The sequence below is a fragment of the Pantanalinema sp. genome (assembly GCA_036704125.1).
In the GTDB taxonomy this organism is placed as follows: domain Bacteria; phylum Cyanobacteriota; class Sericytochromatia; order S15B-MN24; family UBA4093; genus JAGIBK01.
On record DATNQI010000017.1, the window covers coordinates 44,239 to 70,324 of the forward strand.

Consider the following 26,086-nt stretch of genomic DNA (forward strand, 5'->3'; position numbering starts at 1 on the left):
GGCACTCCTTCCAGGTCGCCTCGCGCCGGGGCGCTGCTCGGGCGTCTACCCACCCGATCCTTATCGCGCCCGGCGTACCGACCTGACTTATCCCCGGATTAACCTGGCGTAAAGCTTAGGCGAAGCCGGAGAGGCTCGACGGTTTACAGGGCGCCGCCTTGCCGCTAGTGTTTGGTTGGGAGGGGACGCCCCCTTCGAAAGGAGCGCCATGATCACCGACGACGAGATCCACCGCATCAACCACCTGGCCCGCAAGGCCAAGGCCGAAGGCCTGAGCGAGGAAGAGCGGGCCGAGCAGCATGCGCTGCGCATGCGCTACGTGGCGGCGGTCAAGCGGAGCCTGAGGGGTCACCTGGACCACATCCGGCCCGAGATGGCGCAAAGCGAGCAAGCGCCGCCTGCCTAGCCTCGGCGGGTGTGCTAAGATACCCGCGACCCTGAAGCGCATCAGGGCGTATGGTCGCCGGGAGAGCCTTTCGAGAGGGGTGCCGCCATGCAGGCAGTCGCACATTTCAGGGAGAAGCTCGAAGCGGAGCGGGAGCGTCTGAGGCGCCAGTTCACCTGGGTGTCCGAGGAGGCGACCGGCCTGGAGCGCTCGGTCCAGGACGCCATGCCCGACTCCGGGGACGAGGAGATCGCGGACTCGGCCACCAACACCTACACCCAGGAGCTCGACGCCGCCCTGGCGCGCAGGGCCCTTGATCGCCTCAGCGCCGTGGAGGCCGCCCTGCAGCGGATCCAGGTCGGCCAGTACGGGGCCTGCGTCCATTGCGGCAAGCAAATCGCCGAGGGTCGCCTCGAGACCTTGCCCTGGGCCCCCTACTGCATGACCTGCGCCCAGGAGCTGGAGGTGCTCGACTGAAAGCCTGCGCGTAGCGTCAGGGGGGGCATCGGTGCTATGATCGGGGCTTCAAGCCCTCGTACGACGTCATTTCGATCCCCTTGATGGAGGTTTTTCCTTGCTACGCGCCGGTATCGTCGGCCTTCCGAACGTCGGGAAGTCGACCCTCTTCAACGCCCTGACTCGCGCCGGAGCCATGGCGGCCAACTATCCGTTCTGCACCATCGACCCCAACGTCGGCATCGTCACGGTCCCCGACGAGCGCCTGGGCGTGCTGCAGGGCATCGTCAAGACCACGACCGTCATCCCGACCGCCATCGAGTTCGTGGACATCGCGGGGCTGGTGCGCGGCGCGAGCAAGGGCGAGGGTCTCGGCAACCAGTTCCTCGCCCACATCCGCGAGGTGGACGCCATCGTGCACGTGGTGCGCTGCTTCGAGGACGACAACATCACCCACGTGGACGGGGGGGTCGATCCCATCCGGGACATCGAGACCATCAACCTGGAGCTCGCGCTCGCGGATCTGGCCACCGTTGAGAAGATGCTGGATCGCAACCGCAAGATGGCCAAGACCGGCAACAAGGAAGCCCAGGCGATCATGGACGTGCTCGAGCCGATCCGGCTGGTGCTCGACCAGGGCAAGTGGGCCCGCACCGTCGAGCTCACGGACGAGCAGCAGGCGACCCTCAGGACCATCCCGCTCCTGACCAGCAAGCCCGTCATCTTCGCCGCGAACGTGGCCGAGGGCGACCTGGCCAACGCCGACGCGCTGCCCCTGGTCCAGAAGGTCAAGGAGTACGCCAAGGCCGAGAACGCCGAGTGCGTCAGCATCTCGGCCCAGATCGAGGCGGAGCTCTCGACCCTCAGCCCCGAGGAGGCCGCCGAGTACCTCGCGGACCTGGGCGTCAGCGAGTCGGGGCTCAGCAAGCTCATCAGCTCGACCTACCGGATCCTCGACCTCATCACCTACTTCACCGCGGGCGTCAAGGAGGTCCGCGCATGGACCATCACCAAGGGCACTCTCGCCCCCGGGGCCGCGGGCGTCATCCACTCCGACTTCGAGCGCGGCTTCATCCGCGCCGAGGTGACGGCCTACGGTGATCTCGTCACCGTCGGATCCGAGTCGGCCGCCAAGGAGAAGGGTCTCCTGCGCCTCGAGGGCAAGGCCTACGAGGTCAAGGACGGCGACGTGATGCATTTCCGCTTCAACGTGTAAGAGGGACGTATGGGACGCAAGTGGGAGAACATCAAACGCTCTAAGGGCAAGCTGGACTCGGCCCGCAGCACGGTTTTTGCCCGGATCTCGCGCGAGATCATCGTCGCGGCGCGCCAGGGCGGGGGGGACCCGGCTGGCAACTTCCGCCTGCGCCAGGCGATCGAGCGGGCGAAGGTGTCCGGCTTGCCGAACGACAACATCGCGCGGGCAATCCGGAAGGGCACGGGAGAGGACGCCTCGGAGGTCCTCGATGAGATCACTTACGAGGGCTACGGCCCGGGCGGCGTGGCCGTGATCGTGGAGGCCATGACCGAGAACCGCAACCGCACCGCAGCCGACGTCCGCGCGGCGTTCAACAAGGCGGGCGGGAACATGGGCGAGATCGGTTGCGTGGGCTGGATGTTCCGCCGCGTCGGCGTGGTGGTGGTTCCGAACGAGGATGGGACGCGTTCCGAGGAGGACCTTCTCCTCCTGGCCGCCGATGCCGGCGCCGAGGACCTCCGGACGGAGGACGGCGAGATCGTCATCGAATGTCCCCCTGAGGCCCTCGAAGCGGTCACGGAGGCTCTCAGCGCTGCCAAAGTCACCATCGCCAGCGCTGACGTCTCCCTTGTCCCCACCAACAGCGTCATCGTCGAGGACCACGACATCGCCAAGAAGCTTGTCAAGCTTATGAACGCCCTGGACGACCTGGCGGATGTTCAGAACGTGACAACAAACTTTGATCTTCCGGAAGAGTTGATGGCGGAGCTCGCGCACGCATAGCACCTCGCCGTCTCTGGCCCTCGGATGTCGAGGGCAATTGCACCCATTCCACAATGGTCTAGCCACACCGCCAGGTGTGGCTATTCTTTCCTTCAGTCGGATTCAGCGTCTAACATGAGGGATCTCACCCCTTCTACGCCCCCCGGGTATCAGGTGGTAACATGGGCCTCTGGAAGGATTGCTTGATGCCACGTGAGTTTCTGCTATCAAACAAATCGAGCATCCGACTCCACGCGATCCTCGAACAGTCGCTGAGTGAGACGGGGGCTCTTGGAGCCACCCTTGCCCTGCTGGTTGATGGCAATGTCATGTTCAGGGCGGGGCTTGGCGGGCTGGCAGACCAACCCGACGCCAAGTTCTATGCCTACAGCGTCACCAAGTCGGTCTTGGCCGCGCTCGTGCTGCAATTAGCAGAAGCGGGCCGCCTCGATCTCGAGCGCCCCATCCGCACCTGGCTTCCCGAAGTACAGGTCCGAACCCCCATTACCTTGCGCCAGTTGCTCAACCATACAGGTGGAATGCCGGATTACGGCGGGATATCGAGCTACCAACAGGCGGTTCGGAGATCACCGGAGACGGCCTGGAAGCCGAGCCGTTACATGGAGTTGCTTTCGGATGCAACGCTCTTGTTTGCGCCGGGGCAGGGCTGGAGCTATTCGAACCTCGGATACATGCTCATCAGCCGGGTCATCGAGGCGGTTGGCGGCCTTACCCCTGACGAGAGCCTGGCTTCCCGGATCGCTGCTCCCCTCGGCCTGACCGAGACGCGATTTGTTTCTAGCCGTGCCGATGCCATGGACTTGACCCCCGGGTTTGAGGGAAGCCCCGGCCGAGAGAACATCATCGCTCGCTACGATCCAGGCTGGGTAGCCCACGGGGTTGTTCGCTCGACCGCCCTGGAGCTTGCCAGGCTCATGGAGGGAGTGACAGGTGGTCGCTTCCTGGGTGAATTTTGGCTGGGGCAGATGCTCTCAGCGGTCCCAGTTCCAGGGGCGATTTCCATGGGACGAGACCCTGGCTATGGGCTCGGTCTGATGGCCGAGACCATGCCATTTGGCCGGGTCGTCGGTCACAACGGGGAAGGACCGGGATATTCGGTTGCGTGTTGGTCCTTGACCGCAGGGGGGCATCGGCTCGTAGGCGCTTGTCTGGTCAACCAATCGATTCCAAATGCTGCCCAGACCCTGCTCTTCAGGGCGTTTTCCGCCGTCCTGGGGGCCTAGTGCGACCGGGCGCCGTGTGTGATAGCGCCCACTCGAAGGCTTGAACGGCGTGAGAGTGCGTCGTCATGTATTTTTGATTCAACGTCTAAGCGCAACGAATCACACCAAGCAGCTCCCGGGATTTCCTGGGGGCCGCTCTTCGTTTGTTGTTTGATCCCGAGCATCCAGGAGGAGCTGTCGAGGGCCATGGCTGGCGCGGATCGTGGCTACGCCTTCTCGCGGCTCCGTTCGAGGCCGTCGAGGATGAGATCGAGCCCGAACATGAACTCATTGGCATAGGCGTAGCCGGGCTGCAGGACGTGTCCCAAGGCAAATTCGGTGAGGTGGGGGTACGCGCCGGCGGGCATGTGATCGAAGAAGGCCGCCAATTCTGCCTCAGGCACCTTCGTGGTGTCGAACGGTAAGCTCAGCTCTTGCAGCGCAAAGCCATAGAGGTAGGTGTCGATGGCCGAATACGCATGCGCGGTCATCTCCAGGGAGAAGCCAGCCTTTCGAAGAATCCCCAGGACCGCGTCGTGGTGACGGAACGTAGCGGGGCCCGGCTGGCGTCGCGACTCCATGAGCCCGATGGCCCAGGGGTGTCGCAAGAGCGCGGCACGGGCCGAGGTGGCCCGCTGGCGCATGGCCGTCCTCCAGTCTTGCTCCTCGGTGGGTAGGTCGATCTCGCTGAACACGACGTCGACCATGCCATCGAGGATCTCTTCCTTGTTGGCCACGTGGTAGTACAGCGACATGGCCTCCACCCCGAGCTGCTCCGCGAGTTTGCGCATCGAGAGCGAAGCGACGCCTTTCTCGTCGGCAAGTCGCACGGCTGTGCGCATGACCCGCTCCTTGTTCAAAGGGATGCGGGGCTCGGAGCCTGGATCAGTCTCTGCGGCCATGAATCTCCTCTTGGTTCCGAAGGGAATCCTATCTTGACATCTTACACTGTAAGACCTAGTCTTACAGTGTAAGGTCGTCCGATGGGGCGGGGCCGATCCCACTGTCGGGGGGCTCTCAGCGCGCGAGCGAGGAAGGGGACAGCACCATGAAGGCCGCCGTTTACCGTCAATATGGTTCTCCGGAAGTGGTGCGCATCGAGGAGGTGGCCAAGCCCGAGCCGAAGGACGACGAGGTCTTGATCAGGGTCAAGGCCAGCACCGTGTCGTCTGGAGACTGGAGAGCGCGCAGCCTCAAAATGCCGGCCGGGTTCGGCCTTTTCGCGCGCCCGGTGTTCGGGATCTTCGGGCCGCGCCAGCCGATCCTCGGCACCGAGCTCGCCGGCGAGATCGAGGCGGTCGGCAAGGCCGTCACGAAGTTCAAGGTCGGCGACGCCGTGTTCGCGTCCTCCGGCTTCGGCATGGGCTGCCACGCTGAATACCGGACCATGCCCGAAGACGGGCCGCTCGTCCCCATTCCTGCCGGTGCGAGCTTCGAGGAAGCGGCGGCGATCTCGTTCGGCGGCAACACGGCGCTCTACTATCTGCGCGACCTCGGGACGATCGCGGCAGGCGACGAGGTCCTCATCATCGGGGCGTCCGGTGCCGTGGGCAGCGCCTCGGTGCAACTCGCCAAGCACTTCGGCGCCAGGGTCACCGCGGTGACGAGCACTCCCAACGTCGAGCGGGTGAAGACACTCGGAGCCGATCGCGTCATCGACTACACGACAACCAGCTTCCTGGACGACGGCAAGCAGTACGACCTCGTCTTCGACACCGTCGGGAGCATCGAGTATGCCTCCTGCCGCGCCGCGTTGAAGGAAGAAGGACGTCTCCTTCTCTGCGGTGCGAGCTTGCCCCAGATGCTCAAATCCATGTGGGATGCGAAGTCGAGCAAGCAGAAAGTCTTCGCGGGAGCGGCCTCGGAGCGCGTGGAGAACCTCCGTTACCTCAAGGATCTGGTCGAATCGGGCCAGTACCGGCCACTGATTGACCGTTCCTATCCCCTGGATCGAATCGTCGACGCGCACGCCTACGTCGAAGCTGGCCGCAAACGCGGCAGCGTCGTGGTCACCATGGCGCGAGCCTGATCAGATTCAACGTCTCGCCCTCGATGCCTAACCTGCGCGTCCGCCTCCGGGTGGGCGCGCTTTGCAATGCTCCGAAAACCGCGGCGAGGCGTGGCGCTCCCGGCAAGAGGGGGAGAGTCACCCTCTCGACCCTGTGCTGATTTCCTTCAAATAACAGCTGCCAACTGAACGCGAAGACCCGTTACCGGGTACATGGGGAGATGAAGTCTCGAACCAAACTGGGCCGAATCGCCCCTCGATCGGCGGGGACCGCCCAAGTGCATTGTTCTCGGCCGCCGCGCCGGCATTCAAGTAGGAGAAATCACCCGTGAAGAAAATCAAGGTCGTCAATCCCGTCGTCGAACTCGATGGCGACGAGATGACACGGATCATCTGGCAATTCATCAAGGACAAGCTCATCTTGCCCTACCTCGACATCGATCTGAAGTACTACGATCTCGGCATCGAGTCGCGCGATCGCACCGACGACCGCATCACGGTCGAGGCCGCCGAGGCCATCAAGCAGTACGGCGTGGGCGTCAAGTGCGCGACCATCACCCCGGACGAGGCGCGCGTCTCGGAATTCAACCTCAAGAAGATGTGGAAGTCGCCCAACGGCACCATCCGCAACATTCTCGACGGCACCGTCTTCCGCGAGCCCATCATCTGCCAGAACGTCCCGCGCCTCGTGCCCGGGTGGACCCAGCCCATCGTCATCGGCCGTCACGCGTTCGGCGACCAGTACCGGGCGACGGACTTCGTCGTGCCGGGCGCCGGCAAGCTGACGATGAAGTTCGAGGGGGCGGACGGCACCGTCATCGAGCACGAGGTGTTCCAGTTCAAGGACGCGGGTGTCGCGATGGGCATGTACAACCTCGACGACTCGATCCGGGGTTTCGCTCGCGCCTGCTTCAACTACGGCCTGCTCAAGGGCTGGCCCGTCTACCTCTCGACCAAGAACACCATCCTCAAGGCCTACGATGGCCGCTTCAAGGACCTGTTCCAGCAGGTGTTCGACGCGGAGTTCAAGGGACGCTTCGACGAGGCGGGCCTCACCTACGAGCATCGCCTGATCGATGACATGGTCGCGTCCGCTCTCAAGTGGTCGGGCGCCTTCGTCTGGGCCTGCAAGAACTACGACGGCGACGTCCAGTCCGACACGGTGGCGCAGGGCTTCGGTTCGCTCGGCCTCATGACGTCGGTCCTGATGAGCCCGGACGGCAAGACCATCGAGGCCGAAGCGGCGCACGGCACCGTCACGCGCCACTACCGCGAGCACCAGAAAGGCAAGGCGACCTCGACGAATCCCATCGCCTCCATCTTCGCCTGGACGCGCGGGCTCTACTATCGCGCTCAGTTCGACGGAACCCCGGAAGTCGCCACCTTCGCGACGACCCTCGAGCGCGTGTGCGTCGAGACGGTCGAGTCGGGCTTCATGACCAAGGACCTGGCGATCCTGGTCGGCCCGGAGCAGCCCTGGCTCACGACGACCCAGTTCCTCGACAAGCTCGACGAGAATCTCCAGAAGGCCATGCTCACCCACGAAACGGCCAGCCTGTCGGTCCCAATGGCCGCCGAGAGCACCGGCAGCGAGCGGATCTCTTCGTAGCACCGAACATCGGGGGGGCTGTCTCGCAGAGAGAGCCCCCTCTTTCGAATGAGGAAAGACGTATGAACATCGGCATTCCGGCGGAATCAAAGGCCGGCGAGGCGCGGGTTGCCGCAACGCCCGAAACGGTGGCCAAGTTCGTGGCCGCCAAACACCGTGTTCTCGTGCAGGCAGGCGCGGGCGAGCGCGCGAGCTTCATGGACGACGCCTACCGTTCCGCCGGCGCGGAGATCGTCGCGCGCGACCAGGCGCTCGGGTGCGATCTCGTCTTGAAGGTCAGAGAGCCGTCCGGCGAGGAGCGCGCCGCCATGAAGAAGGGCGCGGTGCTCGTCGGGATGCTCGATCCGTTTGCCGAGGAAAACCTCGAGGCCATGGCCGCGAGCGGGTTGATGGCGTTCGCCCTCGAGAAGCTGCCGCGCATCACCCGGGCCCAGTCGATGGACGTGCTGTCGTCCCAGGCGAACATCGCCGGGTACAAGGCGGTGATTCTCGCGAGCAACCACTACCAGCGCTTCATGCCGACCTTGATGACCGCCGCGGGCACCGTCAAGGCTGCTCGCGTCCTCGTCCTGGGGGCGGGTGTTGCGGGGTTGCAGGCGATCGCCACGGCGAAACGCCTGGGTGCCGTCATCGAGGCCTCGGACGTGCGGCCTGCTGCAAAGGAGCAGGTGGAATCCCTGGGCGCCAAGTTCGTGGACGTTCCCTTCCTGACCGACGAGGAGCGAGAGATTGCCCAGGGAGTGGGTGGCTACGCCCGGGCGATGCCGCCCGACTGGATGCGCCGCCAGGCCGAGCTGGTCCATGCGCGCGCCAAGCAGGCCGACATCGTGATCACGACGGCGCTCATCCCGGGCCGCAAGGCTCCGACGCTGCTCCACGAGGACACCGTCAAGGAGATGAAGCCCGGCTCGGTCATCGTCGACCTCGCCGTGCAGCAGGGCGGGAACTGTCCGCTCTCCGAAGTCGGCAAGACCGTCAAGAAGTACGGCGTGACGCTCATCGGCGAGCCCAACCTGCCGGCCCTGGTCGCGACCGACGCGTCGGCCCTTTACTCCCGGAACGTCATGGACTTCCTCAAGCTCATCCTCGACAAGGAAGGCAACCTCTCCGTCGACCGTGACGACGAGATCCTCGCCGCGACGCTCGTCTGCGCCGACGGCGCGGTCATCCGAAAGTAGGATCACCATGGACCACACCGTAACGAACCTCATCATCTTCGTGCTCGCGATCTACGTGGGCTACCACGTCGTCTGGAGCGTCACGCCCGCGCTGCACACGCCGCTGATGGCCGTGACCAACGCGATCTCGGCCATCATCATCGTCGGCGCGATGCTCGCCGTCGGCCTGACCAAGGGGCCCGTCGGAATGGGAATGGGCACCCTCGCGGTGACCCTCGCCGCCGTCAACGTGTTCGGCGGCTTCCTCGTCACGCGCCGGATGCTCGAGATGTTCAAGAAGAAGGAACGGCGCGACGTCGGCGCGGTCGCCAAGGAGGGTGGCCACGCATGAGCATGAACCTCGTCACGCTGCTCTACCTGGTCGCCTCGGTCTGCTTCATCCAGGCCCTGAAGGGCCTGTCGCACCCCACGACCGCACGCCGGGGCAACGTCTTCGGCATGACGGGCATGGCGATCGCCATGCTCACCACCTTCGCCCTGATGTTCAACCAGCACGGGGCAGCCACGGTTTCCGGCCTCGGCCTGGGGCTGCTGGCCGTCGCGCTCCTCGTGGGCGGCGGCGCCGGCGCCTTGCTCGCGAAGCGCGTCGAGATGACCAAGATGCCCGAGCTGGTGGCGGCCATGCACTCGCTCATCGGTCTGGCCGCCGTCTGCATCGCGATCGCCGTCGTCGCCGAGCCGTGGGCCTTCGGCATCACCGCAGAGGGTCTGCCCATTCCCGTCGGCAACCGCATCGAGCTTGCGATCGGCACCCTGGTCGGCGCCGTGACCTTCTCCGGCTCGGTGATCGCCTTCGGCAAGCTCTCCGGGAAGTACAAGTTCCGGCTGTTTCAAGGCTCGCCGGTCGTCTTCAAGGGCCAGCATCAGCTGAACCTGGCGCTTGCGGTGTTGATGCTCGGCCTGGGCGCGGCCTTCGTCGCGACCCAGGCATGGGCGCCGTTCCTGGCGATGGCGGCGATCGCCCTCGCCCTGGGCGTGCTCATCATCATCCCCATCGGCGGCGCCGACATGCCCGTCATCGTCTCGATGCTCAACAGCTATTCGGGCTGGGCCGCGGCCGGTATCGGCTTCTCGCTCAACAACGCCATGCTCATCATCTCGGGCGCCCTGGTCGGCTCGTCCGGCGCCATCCTTTCCTACATCATGTGCAAGGCGATGAACCGCTCGTTCCTGAACGTGCTCCTGGGGGGCTTCGGATCCGATTCCGGCGCGGCCGTCGCCGCGGGCGCGCAGGTCCAGCGCCCCGTCAAGTCCGGTTCGGCCGAGGATGCCGCCTTCCTGATGAGCAATGCCGAGACGGTCGTCATCGTGCCGGGCTACGGTCTGGCCGTCGCCCGTGCTCAGCACGCCCTCAAGGAGCTCGCCGAGAAGCTCACGCACCTCGGCGTCGACGTCAAGTACGCCATCCACCCGGTGGCAGGCCGCATGCCGGGGCACATGAACGTGCTGCTGGCGGAAGCCGAAGTGCCCTACGACAAGGTCTACGAGATGGAGGACATCAACAGCGAGTTCGGTCAGGTCGACGTCGTGCTCGTCGTCGGCGCGAACGACGTCGTCAATCCCGCCGCCAAGACCGACCCGAAGTCCCCCATCGCGGGAATGCCCATCCTCGAGGCCTACAAGGCCAAGTCCATCATCGTCAACAAGCGCTCGATGGCCTCTGGCTATGCCGGCCTCGACAACGAGCTGTTCTACCTCGACAAGACCATGATGGTCTTCGGGGATGCGAAAAAGGTGATCGAGGATCTGGTGAAGGCCGTCGAGGGCTGATCCCCGATGTGAGCGGTCCGGACTCACGCGAGAAGGGAGGCTGGGAAACCAGCCTCCCTTTGGACCTAAGGCTTGCTGAGGGAAGACAAGAGGCCTTGGTGTGATTGTTTGATGCGCTTTCCCAGGGCCTCTTCGGGCACCCCCGACTTGGTGGGGCCACCATCGTTCTCCGAGGCGTAAAGGTGGCCGGCATCGATCGAATACCCTCGCCCGTGTCCCATGATTTTTTCGCTCGCCATCGCAGAGAAGGCATTCGATTGATTGAGATCGGCCGTCAGGATCCTGAAGGGAACGCTTCTTCCTACTCCAGGACCTGGATGTGAGTCATGGTGCAGGCTGAAGTGAAGATGGGGGTTGCCGGCGGCACCTGTGTCCCCCATTCGACCGATTGCATCGCCTTGGCGGACGCGCGCGCCCGGATTGACGCGTACTCGGTCTAAATGGGCGTAGACTGTGTAATACCCGTGCCCATGGCCTATCTTGACATAATTCCCCCAGCCGTCACCCGCTTGTAGATCGCCCTTCCTGGCATCGGTGAACGTTTCGAGGATGGTTCCCTCAGCGGCAGCTACGATCTCTTGTGCGTCTGCAGAAACGTTCGAAAAGTCGACGGCATGCAGCGCATTCGGATAGCTGTGGGTTTGGCCACTGGGGGATTTGTTCCCCTGCTGACACAGCACGACGACGCCGGAATGAAAGGGCATTCTCAGCAGTGGCGGGTCTGGTAGATACAAGCATCTCCAGGCAACGCCACCAGTTACCAAGGCCACCAGCCCAATGAGCGCCAGGTTTGACCGCGTCAATCGCATGTGGGCAGCATCGCGCAAATGGCGGATGCGCGCTCGGTCATCCGCCTTGAGCAAACTGCACCTCGGCGGCATCCAAGACTTCTTGTCGGAAGTAGCGGCTCAGCTCCTCGAGGGTGCGAAGGTCGACCTTGCGGCCCAACATCTCCGACAGGTCGCGTTCCATCCGAGCCATTTCAAACAGGCCGATCGGCGTGCCCGCCTCATTTTCAACGAGCACGTCGACGGCGCTGTCAGGCCGGAAATCGGGACGCAATACCGAGCCGAACAACGCAAGTCTTCGAATGTGGTTCCGTAGACAAAATGCCGCAAGTTGGTCTTGGTCGATGGTGATCCTCGGACTCATGGCTCAACATCTCGCTTCATCCCGGGTACCCCTTGAAACGGTTCGCAAGCCTGAGATCGATGTAGGTGCCGGTCAGAAGGACTGAATCCTTGAGTGGCCAGTCAAACGCTTGAACGAGTCGGAAGTGCGACGACATGCACTTCCGATACAACGTGTAGCCATCCCCTCGAAAAAGGTGGCCTCTCATACGAGAGGCGCACCATCTCGATTGCGTCTGGGGCGGTCGTCAACGATATAGAGGCTCGGCTACTTCTGGAAGCTCGGCCGGCGTGAACAGCCGAAGTAGACGCTTTCGATCGGCAGTCCTCAGACTTGGCAGCGCCGGAGAGCCTCTATATCGCCGGAGGTGATCGACTCGAGACTCCGGGTAATCCGCTCGACCGGCCAGTCCCACCATTTCAACTCGAGGAGCGCCGCGATGATCTCGTCTGAGAACCGCTGTTTGATCACTTTGGCCGGGTTACCCCCCACCACGGTATAGGGAGGGACGTTGCCAACGACGACGGATTTCGACGCGATAATCGCTCCGTCGCCGATCGTCACCCCCGGCATGATCAGTGCCTCGTATCCAATCCAGACGTCATTTCCGACGATCGTGTCCCCTTTGAAAGGCAGATCTTGAAGCTCGGGCATGACCTTTTCCCACCCGTTACCAAAGATCTGGAACGGATAGGTCGAGATTCCGGACAGTTTGTGGTTCGCCCCATTCATGATGAACTTCACGCCGGTGGCCAAGGCGCAGAACTTCCCGATAATCAGCTTGTCCCCGATAAACGGGAAGTGATAAAGGACATTTCGCTCGAAGTTCTCAGAATCCACCGGGTCATCGTAATAGGTGTAGGCGCCGATGAGGATGTTGGGGTTGGTTACCGTGTTCTTGATGAAGCAGACCTGAGGAAACCCCTCCATGGGATGCTTGCAATCTGGGCTAGGTCCGTACACATTGACCTCCTGGTATCGAGTTAGGCACTGTCGATCCTCTGTATCAAGGCATGACGTAGGTTCCGTCCGGAAGCTTGATGGCATCGACCGCAACGCCTGCCTGTCTCTTGGTCCGCTCCTGCACGGACATGTAGACCGTCACGAGGACGTGCTCCTTGCCCCCTTGGTAGCTCGCGCCCAGTTCCTCGTAGTACTTGGCGCCGCTATTGCGGGTGAGGGATGTCCTCGAGAGGGCCTTCAGGGTGACAAAGTCGATATCCTTGTCCGGGTTATGAAGCGTCGCTGCCCACTCATGCGGGGGAATCAGGGAGAAGCTTTTGGCGATGATGAAGCATTTGGCCTGGTACTTCTCTCCGATGTACTTCTTGTTGGGTTCGTTGAATTGGCCATCGACCGTTTCGATGAAGCTGAGGGAAGGCGCCTTTTTGTAAGCTCGCTCATCGAAGCTGGCGAGCTTTTTGACCCCCTGTGCCGTGACGACCTGCGAAAGACTCGATGCCGTTTGAACCCCGCTGGGCTGAGACTGCCCGCAGGCGGCCAACAAGGCGATCGAGAAGATGCCAGACAACAGCTTTTTCATGAGCCCCCTCTCCAAACCAAAGACATTAAGCTGAGAATCACCTTTGTTTAAGGTTATCGAAAGGGGCTCGGGCCAGTGTCTTAAGGAAGGGCAATCCTTCATTTAAGAAAAGGATAAGGAGTGCCGATTTCGCAGAGCTCGCGCGCGACCTGATCGCCGTGTCCGGTCGTGCGGTTGATGCGATGTTGGTTCGTGGGGGCTTATTTCTCGGCGGTAGCCCGACCCATTGCTTGCGCGAGGAGCTCGTAGGACCGCAGGCGCGCCGCATGGTCGAAGATCTGCGCTGCCACGATCAGCTCGTCGGCACCCGTTTTGTCGATGAGCGCCTTCAGGCCGTCGCGCACCGTCTGCGCCGTCCCGATGACCGAGACGGCCAAGGGGCCGTTGGCCAGGGCCTGTGCCCGGACCTCCAGCGGCACGATCGGGCCATCCAGGGGAGGTTGCAGCAGACCGGGACGGCCGTGGCGCAGCGCCGCGAACATCTGCTGGACCGATGTGGAGATTCTCCAGGCCTCCGCGTCGGTGTCGGCTGCGAAGACGTTCGCTGCGACCATGACGTGGGGCTTGGCCAGCGCCTCGGAGGGCTGAAACTCGGCGCGGTACACCTTCAGTGCGGCCGTGAGGTAGTCCGGGGCGAAGTGCGAGGCGAACGCGAAGGGCAGCCCGAGGTTGGCGGCCAGGCGCGCGCTGAACAAGCTGGAGCCCAGCAGCCAGAGGGGAACGCTCGTGCCCGCGCCCGGGACGGCCTGGATCAGCTGGCCCGGCACGGCGGGCCGGAAGTAGCTCTGGAGCTCCAGCAGGTCCTGGGGGAACTCCTCGGAGCCGCCATTGAGGGTCCGGCGCAGGGCCCGGGCCGTGTGCAGGTCGGTGCCTGGGGCGCGCCCCAGGCCTAGGTCGATGCGGTCGGGGTACAGGGTCGCCAGCGTGCCGAACTGCTCGGCAACGACCAGCGGGGCGTGGTTGGGGAGCATGATGCCGCCCGCCCCGATGCGCAGCGTGGAGGTGCCGCCCGCGAGGTAGCCGATCACGACCGAAGTGGCCGCGCTCGCGACGCCTGGGAAGTTATGGTGCTCGGCGACCCAGAAGCGGTGGTAACCCCAGCGCTCGGCATGCTGCGCCAGGTCGAGCGAGTTGTTCAGCGATTGCGCCACGGATCCGCCCTGCACGACGGGCGCCAGATCGAGAATTGAAATGGGAATCATCACCGTACCTGTTTTCGAGCGGGGTGCCTCACGCGCCGAGGAGAGCTTCCGTGAGTCTATCACGCACGAGCGATCGTGGTTCGGCCGGCGGGCGGGGGCCGATCTCCCGGGATGAAAAGGCTACGTCCCACGTGCGCCTCGGCCAGGGCGCGTCGCCTCAGGGGGCGACTGCAGGCTCGGGTGCCGTCGCGGCCTTGCGCCCGCCGCCGAACTTGAACACGATCACGCCACCGATGATGATCAGGACCCCGAGCAGCCGCTTGAACGAAAGCGGGGTTTGGTTCACCCCCAGCCAACCCTGCGCATCCCAGAGGACCGCGAACCCGAGCTGGGAGGCCAGCACGATCGAGACGGCATACGTGGGCCCCAGGCGGCTGATGCTCTGCACCAGGCCGATGATCACTCCGATGCCGAGTAGTCCGCTCCCCCAATACCAGGGCTGCATGGACCGCAGGGTGAACATGGAGGCTCCCTCCATGAACAGCCCGAGCGCCAGCGATGCCAGGGCCCCCAGCCCCAAGACCCAGGCGGTGGTGGCCCAAGAGCTGACGTGCTCGTTCACCTTGCTGTTGAAGACATTCTGCACCCCGACAAGCAAACCGGCGACGAGTGCCGAAAAGAAGCCCAACACCATCTTTTTTCCTCCTCCAATCGCCCCTCAAGGCCTCGGCGCCGCATGCGTTCAAGACTGCAGGATCAGCACGCCGGCGATCATCAGGGCGATGCCGACGAACTGCGGCAGGCGTAGCGCCTGTTTCGCCACGCCGAACCAACCGTTGCGATCGACCAGGACCGTCATGCTCAGCTGGGCGATCAGCAGCACCGCCACCATCATGGTCACTCCGATCTGCTGAACCGCCGTGACGCTGCTGAAAACGATCACGGCTCCCAGGGCACCGCCCGTCAAATACAGCGGCTTCACTCGCCTGAACGGCCGCCATCCGCCTGAGCGCAGGGCGATCGCGATCGCCACGGCCGCGAGGAAGCCGGTCAGCTGCGTCAACGTCGCGGTTTGCCAGGTTCCGATGTCGCGGCTGATCCGCGCGTTGGCCACGTTTTGAAGCATGAGGCAAGCGCCGCCCAACAGCGCAAACAAGATTCCTCGCATGGGGTTCTCCTTGAATCGTAGGCATCGGTGATTGAAGACGCGCTCGACGCGGCTCGGACAGGACAGGTGTCCTGAACCGGCCGGACGAATGGGACTTTGGATGGTCGCGCGATCCTTCAAGCCGCCGGATGGGACCATCCACATCATGGGGGAGAGGCCGTCAGCGGAAATGAAGGGCCAGCCACGTGGTGGGCTGGTTGGCATCCGTCCACTCCACGCGATGGCGACAGCCCGCGGGAATAAGCAGGTAGTCACCGGGTTCGAGCACCTGCTGCGCCTCGGTTCCCTCGAAGCGCAGGGCCGCGCGGCCCGAAACCACCATGACCCATTCGTGCCGCTCTTGTTCAAGCCAGTCGCCGGCCGGAGTCGCTTGGCCAGTGGAAACGATGCGCTCCAGGAGGAGGTCCGCCTGCTGGACCAGCGGCTCGAAGACCTCGTCACCGGCCGGTGCGGGCAGATCGGCAAGCAGGTTCTTGATGTTCACGGGTCTCCTCCCCTGGGCGATGGCTTGGGCCAAGGCCCCGGTTCAAGCTGCAAGGGCCCCTTGTCCTTCCTGAGGTGCCGCTTGGCCGTCTGCAAGAGCGGGTCCGCCTCGATGATCTCATGCCCAGGCTGGCCAAAAGCGTTCTCACCTCATGAACTCTCCGAGCGATACGGTGGTCCTCCAGGTCCTCTTCAGCGATACCCTGGAGAGCGCCATCGCCAAGCTGAAGTGAGCCGCTCAAGAGCGCCCGACCGTGAGCATCTGTGGCGGGGTGCAGTCCGCTGGATAGATGAGGGTCAGGTGCGCCTCGAGGCGCGAGCGGCCCGGCACCGTGATCGTCTCGAAGGGCGGAAGGTCTTCTCCGTCATGCAGGACCAGGTGGCGATACCGGGTCTGTGCCACGCCCTTCTCATCCTGCCAAGTGAGTCGCACCTGCCCTCGAAAGTGGATCCGTCGCCCCGCAGGCGATGCGAAGCTGAGCGTGGCGCCTTCTTGGAGTTTCAGGGGACTGGAGAGGCCCAGCGTGAAGGTGCGCACGGCGTCGTCGGGGTTGTCGAGCGGCAGGGTGAGGTCGTAGGTTACCCCGTAGTTGCCATGAGCCTGGTAAGCCGTGTCCGGGTAGCGTTTGCGCATCGGTGCGCTCTGGACCTGACCGGTGCCCAGGTGGTTGAGGATCACGCTCGCGATGGGGAAGCCCACGCGCTCGCCTGGAGCGGGCAAGGCCGGCCCTCCCGGCCCAAAAAGGGTACCCGTCCAGCGATCGCCCTGGCTGATGCCGCCCACGCGCCCGTAGCGAAAGGATCCGCCCGTAGGCGGACGGTCGGGATCGTAGGCCGTCGGGGCCGGGTCCCGGGGGCCTGCGAGGAGCTTGGTATCGATGGCCGCTTGCACCATCCCGAGATCGGGCACCTGGTTCGGCGGCGCCAAGAGGGCAACCTCGGTGAGGTAGACGGGGCCGTCGCTTTCCAGGTGCAGCAGGGTGGAGCGCTCGTTGCGCCCGGCCGCGACGTCAGGGCTGAGCGCCCACGTGGCGATCAAGGTACTGGCGCCCGGCCCTACCGTGCGGCTGTCCTGGCTCGCCAGGTCGTGCAGCAGCTCGCTTGCAACGCGATCGCCCGGCCCTGCGTAGATGGTGCCCGTCGGATCGTCCAGCAGGGACTCGAGCGCCTTGAACGGCGCCTCCGGTCGCGTGAGACGGCTCGCGCCGCGTTGCTGGCGTACCGTCACCGTGCGGGCCGTGTGGTTGTGGGCGACCAGCGCCAGATGCAGGACCTGCGTGCTGCCAGCGGAAACGTCGGCGAGGTGGTGCGAGAAGACGCTGAACCTGCCCTCGAAGGCATGGTCCATGAAGACGCCGGTGGCATCGGGGCTACTTGGCGGCAAGCCGGAGAGGGTGATGCCCGCCTGCTGGATCAACTCAGGGCTGTTGCTGTTGAAGACCGGCACGTCATCCAGACCGCCTGGAAGGGCGTGGATGCGCAATGGCCCGTTTTCCGGTCGCGCCCCTGGGACGCTGCCGGGGACATTGATCGGGAGATTCACGCAGGCGTGCAGGAGCAGAACCAGGCCCAGCGCGGGCCAAAGCCGACGCGCGTTGAGGGGGGACAGGGCGCGAGGAACAGGCATAGGCATGTAGATAAGGGATGAGCTAGCCGATGTCCAGTTTCCAATCGCACGGTCCTCAACGATCGCGAGCTCGGTGCGGGCCTTCGACTCAAAGTGTCAATGGCACCAATATTTTAATCATGTCAATTAGATAATTTAAGGGTTTTTATGAAGTCTGTTTGAAATGCATGAATATTTGTCGGTGCTTGCTTAGTTAATCGTCGTTGTGTTTTTTTTCGATAAATTGCTTCATTTAATGGGTGTAGTTGCATGATTGGGTGACAGATCGGGGAACTACTGATCTTTGTCCTTTTATGATCTGGCTCAAACACGCCACGCATTGCGAGGCGTAGGATAACCTCGGAAAAAAACAAAGGCCCTATGAAGGCCATAGACTAAGGACTGCTCATATGTCTGCCAAGAACCATGTCGCGCTTTCCCTGCTGACCGCCCTCGCCCTCACGGGCCTCCCCCTTCCTGCCGGCGCGGAGCCCGCTCCGGTCTACGGGGCCCCCGCCGCCAAGATCACCAATCAAACGAACAAGGGGGCCTTCTTCAAGGGCGACGTGCTTACCAAGCTGCCCGAGCTCAAGCCGGTGCCGGACACCAAGGTCCATGAGGTGTGGCTGGATCTCAGTCACAAGCTGGTCGACATCGACAAGGGGGTGAAGTTCGAGGGCTGGACCTTCGGGGACTCGGTCCCCGGGCCGACCGTTCACGTCCGGCAGGGCGATCGGGTCATCTTCCACATGAGCAATCGCAGCAACGAGACCACCAAGGTGACCTTCCCGATGCCTCACTCCATCGACTTCCACGCGGCGATGGTCAACCCGATCGACAAGTACCAGACCATCAACCCGGGCCAGACCATCTCCTTCGAGTGGACGGCCAACTACCCCGGTATCTTCATGTACCACTGCGGCACTCCGATGCTGCTGCATCACATGTGCATGGGCATGTACGGTGCGGTCGTGGTGGATCCCACGGGCGGCTATCCCGACAAGGTCGATCGCGAGTACGTCCTGGTGCAGTCGGAATTCTACACCCAGGTCCAGGATCCCAAGCGCCCCAAGGTTCTGAGCGCAAACATCACGGCGGCCCAGAACAAGCAGCCCACCTACGTTACCTTCAACGGGAAGGTGGCTCGACACGTCCAGGAGCCCCTCAAGGCCAAGCCCGGCGAGCGGGTCCGGCTCTACGTCCTGAACGTCGGTCCCTGTGACACGTCGAGCTTCCATGTGGTCGGCACGATCATGGACAAGGTCTACCTCGATGGGAACCCCAACAACCTCTTGCGCGGCCTACAGACGGTGCTTCTGGGCTCGTCGAGCGGCGCCGTGGTCGAGCTGCAGATCCCCGAAGCCGGTCGTTATCCCTTCGTCGACCACGAGTTCGCCGACGCCTCCAAGGGGGCGATCGGTATCATTGACGCGACCGATGGCAAGGCCCCCCAGGGCGCGGCCGAGTAAGGAAAGGAGCCATCCATGCGATTGGCCGTCTTTAGCACGATCCTGGCGATCCTCGCCCTCCCCATGGGGGCCATGGCATGCGAGAACTGCGTGTATCACGGGACTGCCCAGGAGTACGCCGCGTGGAGCGCGATTCTGGCGACAGGCAGCCCCTCTGCCGCCACTGCGAGGACCCCGAGCCGGTCGGCTGCGTCCCGCAAGGACGTGACCATCAACCAGCGACAGAAGGTCGCGGCATTCGCGCCCCGGCAAGATCGGGAGCGCGCGCCCCAACGCGGCAATGGCCCCCGTGTGCGGAAGTGACCACTCGAAACCTTCAACTGTTTTCGAGAGCTTCGTAAGCACTTCCGCTTTGCATGGACGGCGATCAGGTTTTCACCTGCTTCGCCGTCCTCTTTGCTCGAGGTCCAGCCAATAGGGTGCTGCTCGCTTGTCCTAGAACACCCAAGACGCTCTGAAGACGCGTGATGGTGGATCGATTGATAGCTCGGCTGAGCCGGCACGAACCCCGATCTCCAACCACGAGAGCCCAGACGATCCATAGGCCAGGGCATGGTCGAGCCGGTTACTTAGAACCATGTTTGGCGCCACTTGCAACCAGACAGGACCCAGGCATGCTCGGTATCCAACGCCAAGCACCAACCCCAAGCGCTCCTGGTTCACCCCCGAGTTGGTATTGGGTGAGCTTTCGCCGGTCACGACATCGAAAATGGCAGGGTAGATGCCGCCTCCCGCCAGCACTGACCAACCATCCTTGCCTGAAAAACTGAACCTACCCCACAACGTACGAGCCACTGGGGCATCCCAGTGGTAGCGCGGTCGTGGAAGCCCAGGGACGTCGTCGTATGAGAACCGTTGAAGGTAAAGTCCCCCAAGGCTAACAGCGGTTCCAGGCACCACAAACTCGGCCTCGATGCCGTAGACCGGGATCTCAAGCATCGCAGGAAGGTTGATGTGCCCAGGCTGCACAACCGTTCGGACCCGACTCTCTTGGGCGTGCGCAGTTAGCGGGCTCATGGTTGTCAATATGACTACTGTATTTATGGGTAATTTTATGTTCACTTCGATAATGGTTCCCCGAACAGGCGAGTCCTAAACATTTTCAGGGGGCGAAGCTTTGGTCAAGGATACCCTGGCCGCCAGCCTGCTTCATTTCAGCGCCCTATCAAGACCTTCCGCCTTCGCCGGGAGACCGTCACCGGGATGTGGGCAGGCCAGGGAGCTTCCGCTTTTATTGGTATGATCGGACCGCAAACACCGAACGCGTTGGCGCTTGCTTGTTTTGCTTGGCCTGTTGATGAGGAAGCAACGGTGCATAGCGTGAGTCAAACCCGCGCCTCGAGAAGCAAGCGCTTGTCTCAAGCCGCTGCTCTCGGCAGCGTGTTGCTGGGAGTCATGGTCCTGAACGGATGGCTTTGGCATGTCGACCTGCTTCGTGGCAGGCACCCCTATCCGGGAGTCATGCTCCCGAGCACCGCCCTCTTGTTCATCCTCGCCGGGATCTCCCTGTGGCTGCAAATTGCCGAGCCCGTATCGCGCATCCGGCGACGCATCGCCCGTTCCCTGGCTGGGCTCCTGCTGGTCGCGGGGGTGGCATACCTGGGCGAGTACGTTCTGGGGTGGAACCTGGGAATCGACCTGCTGTGGTTCCGCTCCGAGCTGCTTGCCATTGGAGCCCCTCACCCCGGTCGTCTTGCGCCGCAAACGGCCTGGAACTTCATTCTGACCGGGCTGGCCCTGATGACGCTCGATGTCCGCTGGCAAGACAGGCCTTCCTTCAGCGAGCCCTTGGCGGCGCTCATCGCGGTCATTCCCTACTTCGCCATCCTTGGCTTTGCCTATCGGGTTCCGCTCCTTTACCGGATCAGTCCCTTCATCGAAATTGCCTTCTACACCGCGCTTGCCTTCAGTCTGCTGGCGATGGGGATCCTGCTGGCCCGACCCGATCGGGGCTGGATGGCCCGCTACAATCGTGAGACTCCCGGTGGCAGCATCCTGCGTCGGCTCCTGCCCGCGGCCATCGTGGCTCCTCCCCTGCTGGGGTGGGTTCGGTTTCTCGGCGAGATGAGAGGTTACTACGGCACCGCCGAGGGGATTGCCCTGATGGTCTTCGCCATGACCATCGGAACGGTCGGGCTGATCATGGCGAGCGCCGCGCAGCTCGATCGGGTCGATGCCGAGCGCCGCTCGGCACAAGAAGCCGAACAAGCGGCGGCAAGGGAAATCCACGACCTCTACAACCATGCGCCCACAGGCTACCACTCGCTGGACCGAGACGGGACGATCATCCGCATCAATGACACCGAGCTGGCGTGGCTCGGCTACACGCGGGAGGAAGTGATCGGCAAGCTCCGCTTCTCGGACATCCTGCTCCCCGAGAGCCAGCAACGTTTTGCGCGGAGTTTTCCCGTCTTTCGGGCGCGGGGCCACATGGAGGATCTGGAGTACGAGTTGCGGCGCAAGGACGGATCCATCCTGCCGGTGCTGATCAGCGCGACGGCTGTCTTGGATGCGAACGGCCGGTACGTGATGAGCCGCTCCACCGTGTTCGACATCAGCCGCCGCAGACAGGCCGAGGAGGCGCTGCGTGAAAGCCAGCGCGCCCTGGAGGAGGCGCAGCGCATCGCCCACCTGGGTAGCTGGAGCTGGGACATCGTCAGGGATGCCGTGACCCGCTCGGACGAAGTGTGCCGGATCTTCGGGGCGAAGCCCGGGAGCAAGACGCTTCAGGGGGCCCTGGAGGCCCTGCTGCCGGCAGACCGTGACAGCGTCCTGCACGCCATCAATCAGAGCCTCTACCACCATGAGCCCTTCAGCCTCGAGATGCGCGTTGGTCACCCGGATGGTACGGTGCGGGCGATCCACGCCCAGGCCGAGGTGGAGTACGGGGACTCCGATCTGCCGCTGCGCATGGTCGGGACGGTGCAGGACATCACGGAGTTGAAGGCCGCCGAGGCCGAAATCGCGAAGCGGACCGCCGAGCTGAATCAGGCCCGGCAGCTGGCCCAGCTCAAGGACCACTTCCTCTCGACCATCTCCCATGAGATGAAGACGCCGCTTTCGTTGATTTCCGGCTATGCGGAGCTGCTCGAGGACAGGTACCCCGGCGACGAACTCCTGGCGGGACTTCAGGACGGGACCCGCCGCCTCACGAGGCAAATCAACAATCTCGTGGACTACTGCGCACTCTTGAGCGGCTCCCTGCCGCTTTTCCAGGCCGAGGTCAATCTTGCCGAGCTCATCTTGCCTTTCGTCAGAGGCGATGCGCGGGAGTCATGGCTGGGCGATCGCCCTCTGCAAATCGACATCGACCCCGGCACCCCGCCAGTCCTGGGGGACGCGCATCGGCTCTTCCAGGCCCTTGGCGAGCTTCTCGAGAATGCCCGGAAATTCACCCCCCCCACGGGTCGCATCGGGATCCGCGTGGCTCCGAGCGGTGATTGCGTGCGGGTTGACGTCTGGGATACGGGTCGGGGAATTCCCGAAGCGGATCGGCAAAGCGTCTGGGATGCCTTTTCTCGGCGTGACGTCAAGGACGCCATGGGTAAAGGCGGGCTGGGCCTGGGGCTTGCGATCGTCAAGAAGATCATCGAGCTGCACGGGGGCAGGGTGGAGCTTCAAACCCGGGTAGGCGAGGGAAGCTGCTTCTCGCTGTTCCTGCCCGCCTTGGTGCCGGGGCACCCGGCACATGGTCAGCAGGAGCATGGATCGGGTGCCTGAGCGGGGCGATCCCACCTGCCTTTTGCCCGCGTCATCGTTCATAATGGCGAAGGACCAGGCTCCTCGGTCGCATGCTGGTCCAAGGATGCTGCGCACTCCCTTGTCGGGCGAGGCCACGTCTGCCGATCGAAAGGACCCCACTTGTCTTTCCACTTCGAACCCCTCGCGCTGCGCCCCACCGTCCTCGAGGGCCTCGCCGCCACCGGCTTCTCGGAGCCGACCGACGTTCAGCAGCAGGCCATTCCGCCCATCCTGGCGCGACGCGACGCCATCGTTCAGGCCAAGACGGGCTCCGGTAAGACGCTGGCCTACGGCCTGCCGCTACTCTCGCTGATCAAGCCGGGACCGAGGCCCCAGGCCCTCGTGGTCGTTCCGACGCGCGAACTCGCCATCCAGATCGGCGAAGCGATTGCAAGCGTCGGCCAGCCCTGTGGCCTGCGCGTCGTCACGGTCTACGGCGGGATGGGCCTGCGGCACCAGAGAAGGGTGATCCAGGAGGGCCAGGACATCGTCGTAGGGACGCCCGGGCGCCTAAAGGACATGGTCGATCAGGACAAGCTCGATCTCAGCGGCGTCCGCATCCTGGTGCTGGACGAGGCGGACAGGATGTTCGAGCTTGGCTTTCGCAAGGATCTGGAGTTCCTTCTGGTCCACGTCCGGATGCGCGAGCAGACCTTGCTCTTCTCGGCGACGATCCCACCCGAGATAGCCGCTCTCGCCCGCAGGTTGACGAGGAACCCGGTCAGGGTGAAGCTGGAAAGCGAGCACCTGTCCCCTAGCGAGCTCAGCCACTGGTACCTGCGCGTCCCGCGAAAGAAGCGATTCAACCGCCTGGTTTCCATCCTGCGCAAGGAGCAACCTGCGCGGGCCATCGTCTTCACCGAGATGAAGCATGAGACCGAGCAGCTGGCGAAAAGGCTGGAGCTTCAAGGCCACTTCAAGGCGGGCTTTCTGAACGGCAACATGCCCCAGATCGACCGAGAGAAGGTGCTGGCACGCTTCAGGAGCGGCGACTTGACGTACCTCGTGGCCACCGACATCGCGGCGCGCGGCCTGGACATCGACGGCGTCAGCCACGTGATTCATTACGCGCTGCCTTCGGTGGTCGAGACGTATGTCCACCGCAGCGGGCGCACGGCTCGAAACGGCACCGAGGGGAAGGCCATCATGCTGGTGGTTCCCGAGCAGGAAGCGGAATTCGAGGCGATTCAGAGGCGAATTCGCTGCGAGGAGTATCTCGCCCCTCAAGGGCCGGATCATGCGATCGCGCCCCTTGACGCCGATGCCCTCGCCGATCAGAAGGGCCCCGTCCCGAAGTAGATGCTGGCGAACATCAACACGCCGACGAGGGCGAGCAAGAGGGGGATCGCGATCGCCAGGCCGCTGCGCGCCTGCGCCAGCCCGATGCCGAGGTCCCGGAGGGCCTGCCGGTGCTGGATGGCGGCCGCGAACAGGGTCAAGGTCCCCAGGGCGATCAGCGTGAGCCCCAGGTTGCGGGGCGCGTGCGGGCGCGCCAGGCCTTCGCTTTCACGCAGGTACTGGAAGAACTTGTAGAGGGTGAAGCCGAAGCCGATCATGGAGAGCGCGGTCCTCACCCAGGCCAAGAGCGTCCGCTCTGCCGCCAGAACGGTCCGCTGCATCGCCAACTGGTTCGCGTCTGGCGGCCCTGCCTCCTGCCTCACGACGTCGCCCCGCTCGAGGAGGGCCTTGCCGGCATCGCCTGCAGGCGCATCGCCTCCGCGGGGTCGCGCCCCCGCGCGAGCAGTGCCGCCATGAGCCGCATGGGCGGGTTGATGTGGGTGAAGAAGGCCTTGTAGCCGGCGCACAGGTAATTGAGCCCGGGCTCGCCGTCCGGCGATCGCATGAAGCGGTTGCGCGGACACTCGCCGTTGCAGGCGAACTTAACGGGGCACTCCAGGCAAACCCGAGGCAGCGTGTCGCGCTTGGCCTCGCCGAAGGCGCGCTGCCGCTCGGAGGCCACCAGATCCACCATGTGGGTCTCGGTGATGTTGCCGAGCCGGTAGCCAGGCTCCACGAAGTGGTCGCAGCAGTACAGATCGCCGTTGTGCTCCAGGGCCAAAGCCTTGCCGCAGGTCTCGGCGAAGACGCACATGGTGGGCGGCAAGCCGCACCAGGCCGCCAGCGCCGACTCGAACAGCTGGATGAACACCCGGCCGACGTCTTTGCGCACCCACTCGTCGAAGACGGCCATCAGGAACCGGCCCCACTGCTCCGGGCCCACCGACCGCGCCGTGACAAGCTCGCCGTCCTGGGTGTAGAGCGGGCGGCCCTGGGGCCGATCGCCCCAGCCGTCATCGGCCACCGCCCGCGTCTGCGGCGTGACCCGCTCGATGATCGGGATGAACTGGATGAACTCGGCCTTGAGCTGGTCGCGGAAGAAGCGGTACACCGCGAGCGGGTGATCGGCGTTGGCGGCATGCACCGTGCAAAGGATGTTGAAGGGCACGCCGTGGCGCTGCATGAGCTTGGCTGCGCGCATCACCCTGTCGAAGGTCGGCCGTCCGGCCTTGTCCACCCGGTAGGCGTCGTGCAGCCTGCGCGGGCCGTCCATCGACAGGCCCACCAGGAAGTGGTTGTCGCGCAAGAAGCGGCACCACGCCTCGTCCAGCCGGGTGCCGTTTGTCTGAATCGTGTGCTCGATCGTCATGCCGGGGCGCAGGTGCTTCTTCACCAGCTCCATCGCACGCCGGAAGAACGGCAGTCCCATCAGGGTCGGCTCGCCGCCTTGCCAGGCGATGGTGACGTGGGGCGATCGCTGCGACTCGATGACCTGCCTGATGTAGTTCTCGAGCACGTCATCCGACATGCGGAAGCTGCTGTCGGGGTAGAGCGCCTCCTTGGACAGAAAGAAGCAGTACTTGCAATCGAGGTTGCAGATGGCCCCGGTCGGCTTCGCCATCACGTGAAAGTAAGACGGCGCGTTGCGCGGCCAGACGCTCGGCGGATCCGGCGGCCTCCTTCGAGGCACGCTCGATTCGTTGCTGGCAGGCATCGAAGGCCCTCCTCAATCGCACGGCTCGACGTGAGAGCATCGACCAGGGCATCGCTCAGCCTTCGTGTGCTTGATCGATTATTGGATTGGTCAAGAAAGTGGGTCAAACATAGCCGTCTGCGGTGACCTCCACAACGCTTCGCTCGGGTGTCTTTTTCGGTGCTACCTTTGCAGTCGAGCGCGTTTTGGGGCCCGTACCGAACTCAAGCGCTCCTTCCTGAC

Annotated in this window: 25 protein-coding genes; 13 read left to right on the plus strand and 12 right to left on the minus strand. The window is 63.8% G+C overall.

Going from position 1 to position 26,086, the window contains the following annotated elements:
• Positions 1-208: 208 nt before the first annotated feature.
• The 5 genes from V6D00_02160 (at position 209) to V6D00_02180 (ending at position 4,045) form a co-directional block, all read left to right on the plus strand.
• Positions 209-406, plus strand: a complete 198-nt coding sequence (locus V6D00_02160) for a DUF896 domain-containing protein (protein HEY9897961.1) — start codon at positions 209-211, stop codon at positions 404-406.
• 87 nt (positions 407-493) lie between these two features.
• Positions 494-862: a TraR/DksA C4-type zinc finger protein gene (locus V6D00_02165; GenBank protein ID HEY9897962.1), complete on the plus strand. Its 369-nt coding sequence runs from the start codon at positions 494-496 to the stop codon at positions 860-862.
• Positions 863-959: 97 nt separating this feature from the next.
• Positions 960-2,057 carry a redox-regulated ATPase YchF gene (gene ychF, locus V6D00_02170; GenBank protein HEY9897963.1) on the plus strand — a complete coding sequence of 366 codons (1,098 nt, stop codon included), beginning with the start codon at positions 960-962 and terminating at the stop codon, positions 2,055-2,057.
• A 9-nt stretch (positions 2,058-2,066) separates the two neighbouring features.
• Entirely contained in the window at positions 2,067-2,822 is a 756-nt protein-coding gene (locus V6D00_02175) for a YebC/PmpR family DNA-binding transcriptional regulator (protein HEY9897964.1), read from the plus strand.
• Positions 2,823-2,983: 161 nt separating this feature from the next.
• The gene (locus V6D00_02180; GenBank protein ID HEY9897965.1) at positions 2,984-4,045 is read left to right on the plus strand and encodes a serine hydrolase domain-containing protein; all 1,062 of its coding nucleotides are present in this window, start codon (positions 2,984-2,986) and stop codon (positions 4,043-4,045) included.
• 206 nt (positions 4,046-4,251) lie between these two features.
• Here V6D00_02180 and V6D00_02185 read toward each other — a convergent pair whose 3' ends face one another.
• Positions 4,252-4,866, minus strand: a complete 615-nt coding sequence (locus V6D00_02185) for a TetR/AcrR family transcriptional regulator (protein HEY9897966.1) — start codon at positions 4,864-4,866, stop codon at positions 4,252-4,254.
• A gap of 206 nt (positions 4,867-5,072) precedes the next feature.
• Between V6D00_02185 and V6D00_02190 the strand changes: the two genes are divergently transcribed.
• The 5 genes from V6D00_02190 to V6D00_02210 all read left to right on the plus strand — a co-directional run bounded on the left by V6D00_02190 (position 5,073) and on the right by V6D00_02210 (position 10,589).
• Positions 5,073-6,053 (plus strand): NAD(P)-dependent alcohol dehydrogenase, encoded by a 981-nt coding sequence (locus tag V6D00_02190; protein HEY9897967.1) that lies wholly within the window; start codon positions 5,073-5,075, stop codon positions 6,051-6,053.
• 307 nt (positions 6,054-6,360) lie between these two features.
• Positions 6,361-7,641 (plus strand): NADP-dependent isocitrate dehydrogenase, encoded by a 1,281-nt coding sequence (locus tag V6D00_02195; GenBank protein HEY9897968.1) that lies wholly within the window; start codon positions 6,361-6,363, stop codon positions 7,639-7,641.
• A 62-nt stretch (positions 7,642-7,703) separates the two neighbouring features.
• A complete protein-coding gene (locus V6D00_02200; GenBank protein ID HEY9897969.1) occupies positions 7,704-8,819 on the plus strand; it encodes a Re/Si-specific NAD(P)(+) transhydrogenase subunit alpha in 1,116 nt (371 codons plus the stop codon).
• Positions 8,820-8,826: 7 nt separating this feature from the next.
• Positions 8,827-9,150: an NAD(P) transhydrogenase subunit alpha gene (locus tag V6D00_02205; GenBank protein ID HEY9897970.1), complete on the plus strand. Its 324-nt coding sequence runs from the start codon at positions 8,827-8,829 to the stop codon at positions 9,148-9,150.
• Positions 9,147-10,589 (plus strand): NAD(P)(+) transhydrogenase (Re/Si-specific) subunit beta, encoded by a 1,443-nt coding sequence (locus V6D00_02210; protein ID HEY9897971.1) that lies wholly within the window; start codon positions 9,147-9,149, stop codon positions 10,587-10,589. Before V6D00_02205 ends, V6D00_02210 begins: the two co-directional genes overlap by 4 nt.
• 65 nt (positions 10,590-10,654) lie before the next feature.
• On the opposite strand, the gene V6D00_02215 is transcribed toward V6D00_02210, so the two are convergent.
• From V6D00_02215 to V6D00_02255, 9 genes are all read right to left on the minus strand, one after another.
• Complete coding sequence (locus V6D00_02215; GenBank protein ID HEY9897972.1) at positions 10,655-11,293, minus strand: M23 family metallopeptidase; 639 nt, start codon at positions 11,291-11,293, stop codon at positions 10,655-10,657.
• A gap of 142 nt (positions 11,294-11,435) precedes the next feature.
• A complete protein-coding gene (locus V6D00_02220) occupies positions 11,436-11,741 on the minus strand; it encodes a nucleotidyltransferase domain-containing protein (protein HEY9897973.1) in 306 nt (101 codons plus the stop codon).
• A gap of 306 nt (positions 11,742-12,047) precedes the next feature.
• Entirely contained in the window at positions 12,048-12,683 is a 636-nt protein-coding gene (locus V6D00_02225; GenBank protein ID HEY9897974.1) for a Vat family streptogramin A O-acetyltransferase, read from the minus strand.
• Positions 12,684-12,726: 43 nt separating this feature from the next.
• Positions 12,727-13,263, minus strand: coding sequence for a hypothetical protein (locus V6D00_02230; protein ID HEY9897975.1), 537 nt, complete (start codon positions 13,261-13,263; stop codon positions 12,727-12,729).
• A 200-nt stretch (positions 13,264-13,463) separates the two neighbouring features.
• Entirely contained in the window at positions 13,464-14,465 is a 1,002-nt protein-coding gene (locus V6D00_02235) for an LLM class flavin-dependent oxidoreductase (protein ID HEY9897976.1), read from the minus strand.
• 157 nt (positions 14,466-14,622) lie between these two features.
• Positions 14,623-15,099: a DMT family transporter gene (locus tag V6D00_02240; protein ID HEY9897977.1), complete on the minus strand. Its 477-nt coding sequence runs from the start codon at positions 15,097-15,099 to the stop codon at positions 14,623-14,625.
• A gap of 48 nt (positions 15,100-15,147) precedes the next feature.
• Positions 15,148-15,573 carry a DMT family transporter gene (locus V6D00_02245; GenBank protein HEY9897978.1) on the minus strand — a complete coding sequence of 142 codons (426 nt, stop codon included), beginning with the start codon at positions 15,571-15,573 and terminating at the stop codon, positions 15,148-15,150.
• Between the two features lie 160 nt (positions 15,574-15,733).
• Positions 15,734-16,057, minus strand: a complete 324-nt coding sequence (locus tag V6D00_02250; GenBank protein HEY9897979.1) for a cupin domain-containing protein — start codon at positions 16,055-16,057, stop codon at positions 15,734-15,736.
• A 237-nt stretch (positions 16,058-16,294) separates the two neighbouring features.
• Positions 16,295-17,539, minus strand: a complete 1,245-nt coding sequence (locus V6D00_02255; protein ID HEY9897980.1) for a DUF3370 family protein — start codon at positions 17,537-17,539, stop codon at positions 16,295-16,297.
• A 533-nt stretch (positions 17,540-18,072) separates the two neighbouring features.
• Here V6D00_02255 and V6D00_02260 point away from each other — a divergent pair.
• The 3 genes from V6D00_02260 to V6D00_02270 all read left to right on the plus strand — a co-directional run bounded on the left by V6D00_02260 (position 18,073) and on the right by V6D00_02270 (position 24,171).
• The gene (locus V6D00_02260; protein HEY9897981.1) at positions 18,073-19,131 is read left to right on the plus strand and encodes a multicopper oxidase domain-containing protein; all 1,059 of its coding nucleotides are present in this window, start codon (positions 18,073-18,075) and stop codon (positions 19,129-19,131) included.
• 1,353 nt (positions 19,132-20,484) lie between these two features.
• A complete protein-coding gene (locus V6D00_02265; protein HEY9897982.1) occupies positions 20,485-22,851 on the plus strand; it encodes a PAS domain-containing sensor histidine kinase in 2,367 nt (788 codons plus the stop codon).
• A gap of 141 nt (positions 22,852-22,992) precedes the next feature.
• Entirely contained in the window at positions 22,993-24,171 is a 1,179-nt protein-coding gene (locus V6D00_02270; protein HEY9897983.1) for a DEAD/DEAH box helicase, read from the plus strand.
• On the opposite strand, the gene V6D00_02275 is transcribed toward V6D00_02270, so the two are convergent.
• Positions 24,147-24,491, minus strand: coding sequence for a DUF202 domain-containing protein (locus V6D00_02275; protein ID HEY9897984.1), 345 nt, complete (start codon positions 24,489-24,491; stop codon positions 24,147-24,149). The two genes, V6D00_02270 and V6D00_02275, sit on opposite strands and share 25 nt — an antisense overlap.
• 38 nt (positions 24,492-24,529) lie before the next feature.
• A complete protein-coding gene (locus tag V6D00_02280; protein HEY9897985.1) occupies positions 24,530-25,864 on the minus strand; it encodes an anaerobic sulfatase maturase in 1,335 nt (444 codons plus the stop codon).
• Positions 25,865-26,086: the final 222 nt, after the last annotated feature.

Coding starts and splice junctions, on each gene's coding strand:
- V6D00_02160 (HEY9897961.1), top strand. CDS start 209: ATGATCACCGACGACGAGATCCACCGCATCAACCACCTGGCCCGCAAG.
- V6D00_02165 (HEY9897962.1), top strand. CDS start 494: ATGCAGGCAGTCGCACATTTCAGGGAGAAGCTCGAAGCGGAGCGGGAG.
- V6D00_02175 (HEY9897964.1), top strand. CDS start 2,067: ATGGGACGCAAGTGGGAGAACATCAAACGCTCTAAGGGCAAGCTGGAC.
- V6D00_02180 (HEY9897965.1), top strand. CDS start 2,984: ATGGGCCTCTGGAAGGATTGCTTGATGCCACGTGAGTTTCTGCTATCA.
- V6D00_02185 (HEY9897966.1), bottom strand. CDS start 4,866: ATGCGCACAGCCGTGCGACTTGCCGACGAGAAAGGCGTCGCTTCGCTC.
- V6D00_02190 (HEY9897967.1), top strand. CDS start 5,073: ATGAAGGCCGCCGTTTACCGTCAATATGGTTCTCCGGAAGTGGTGCGC.
- V6D00_02200 (HEY9897969.1), top strand. CDS start 7,704: ATGAACATCGGCATTCCGGCGGAATCAAAGGCCGGCGAGGCGCGGGTT.
- V6D00_02205 (HEY9897970.1), top strand. CDS start 8,827: ATGGACCACACCGTAACGAACCTCATCATCTTCGTGCTCGCGATCTAC.
- V6D00_02210 (HEY9897971.1), top strand. CDS start 9,147: ATGAGCATGAACCTCGTCACGCTGCTCTACCTGGTCGCCTCGGTCTGC.
- V6D00_02215 (HEY9897972.1), bottom strand. CDS start 11,293: ATGCCCTTTCATTCCGGCGTCGTCGTGCTGTGTCAGCAGGGGAACAAA.
- V6D00_02220 (HEY9897973.1), bottom strand. CDS start 11,741: ATGAGTCCGAGGATCACCATCGACCAAGACCAACTTGCGGCATTTTGT.
- V6D00_02230 (HEY9897975.1), bottom strand. CDS start 13,263: ATGAAAAAGCTGTTGTCTGGCATCTTCTCGATCGCCTTGTTGGCCGCC.
- V6D00_02235 (HEY9897976.1), bottom strand. CDS start 14,465: ATGATTCCCATTTCAATTCTCGATCTGGCGCCCGTCGTGCAGGGCGGA.
- V6D00_02240 (HEY9897977.1), bottom strand. CDS start 15,099: ATGGTGTTGGGCTTCTTTTCGGCACTCGTCGCCGGTTTGCTTGTCGGG.
- V6D00_02245 (HEY9897978.1), bottom strand. CDS start 15,573: ATGCGAGGAATCTTGTTTGCGCTGTTGGGCGGCGCTTGCCTCATGCTT.
- V6D00_02260 (HEY9897981.1), top strand. CDS start 18,073: ATGTCTGCCAAGAACCATGTCGCGCTTTCCCTGCTGACCGCCCTCGCC.
- V6D00_02275 (HEY9897984.1), bottom strand. CDS start 24,491: ATGCAGCGGACCGTTCTGGCGGCAGAGCGGACGCTCTTGGCCTGGGTG.
- V6D00_02280 (HEY9897985.1), bottom strand. CDS start 25,864: ATGCCTGCCAGCAACGAATCGAGCGTGCCTCGAAGGAGGCCGCCGGAT.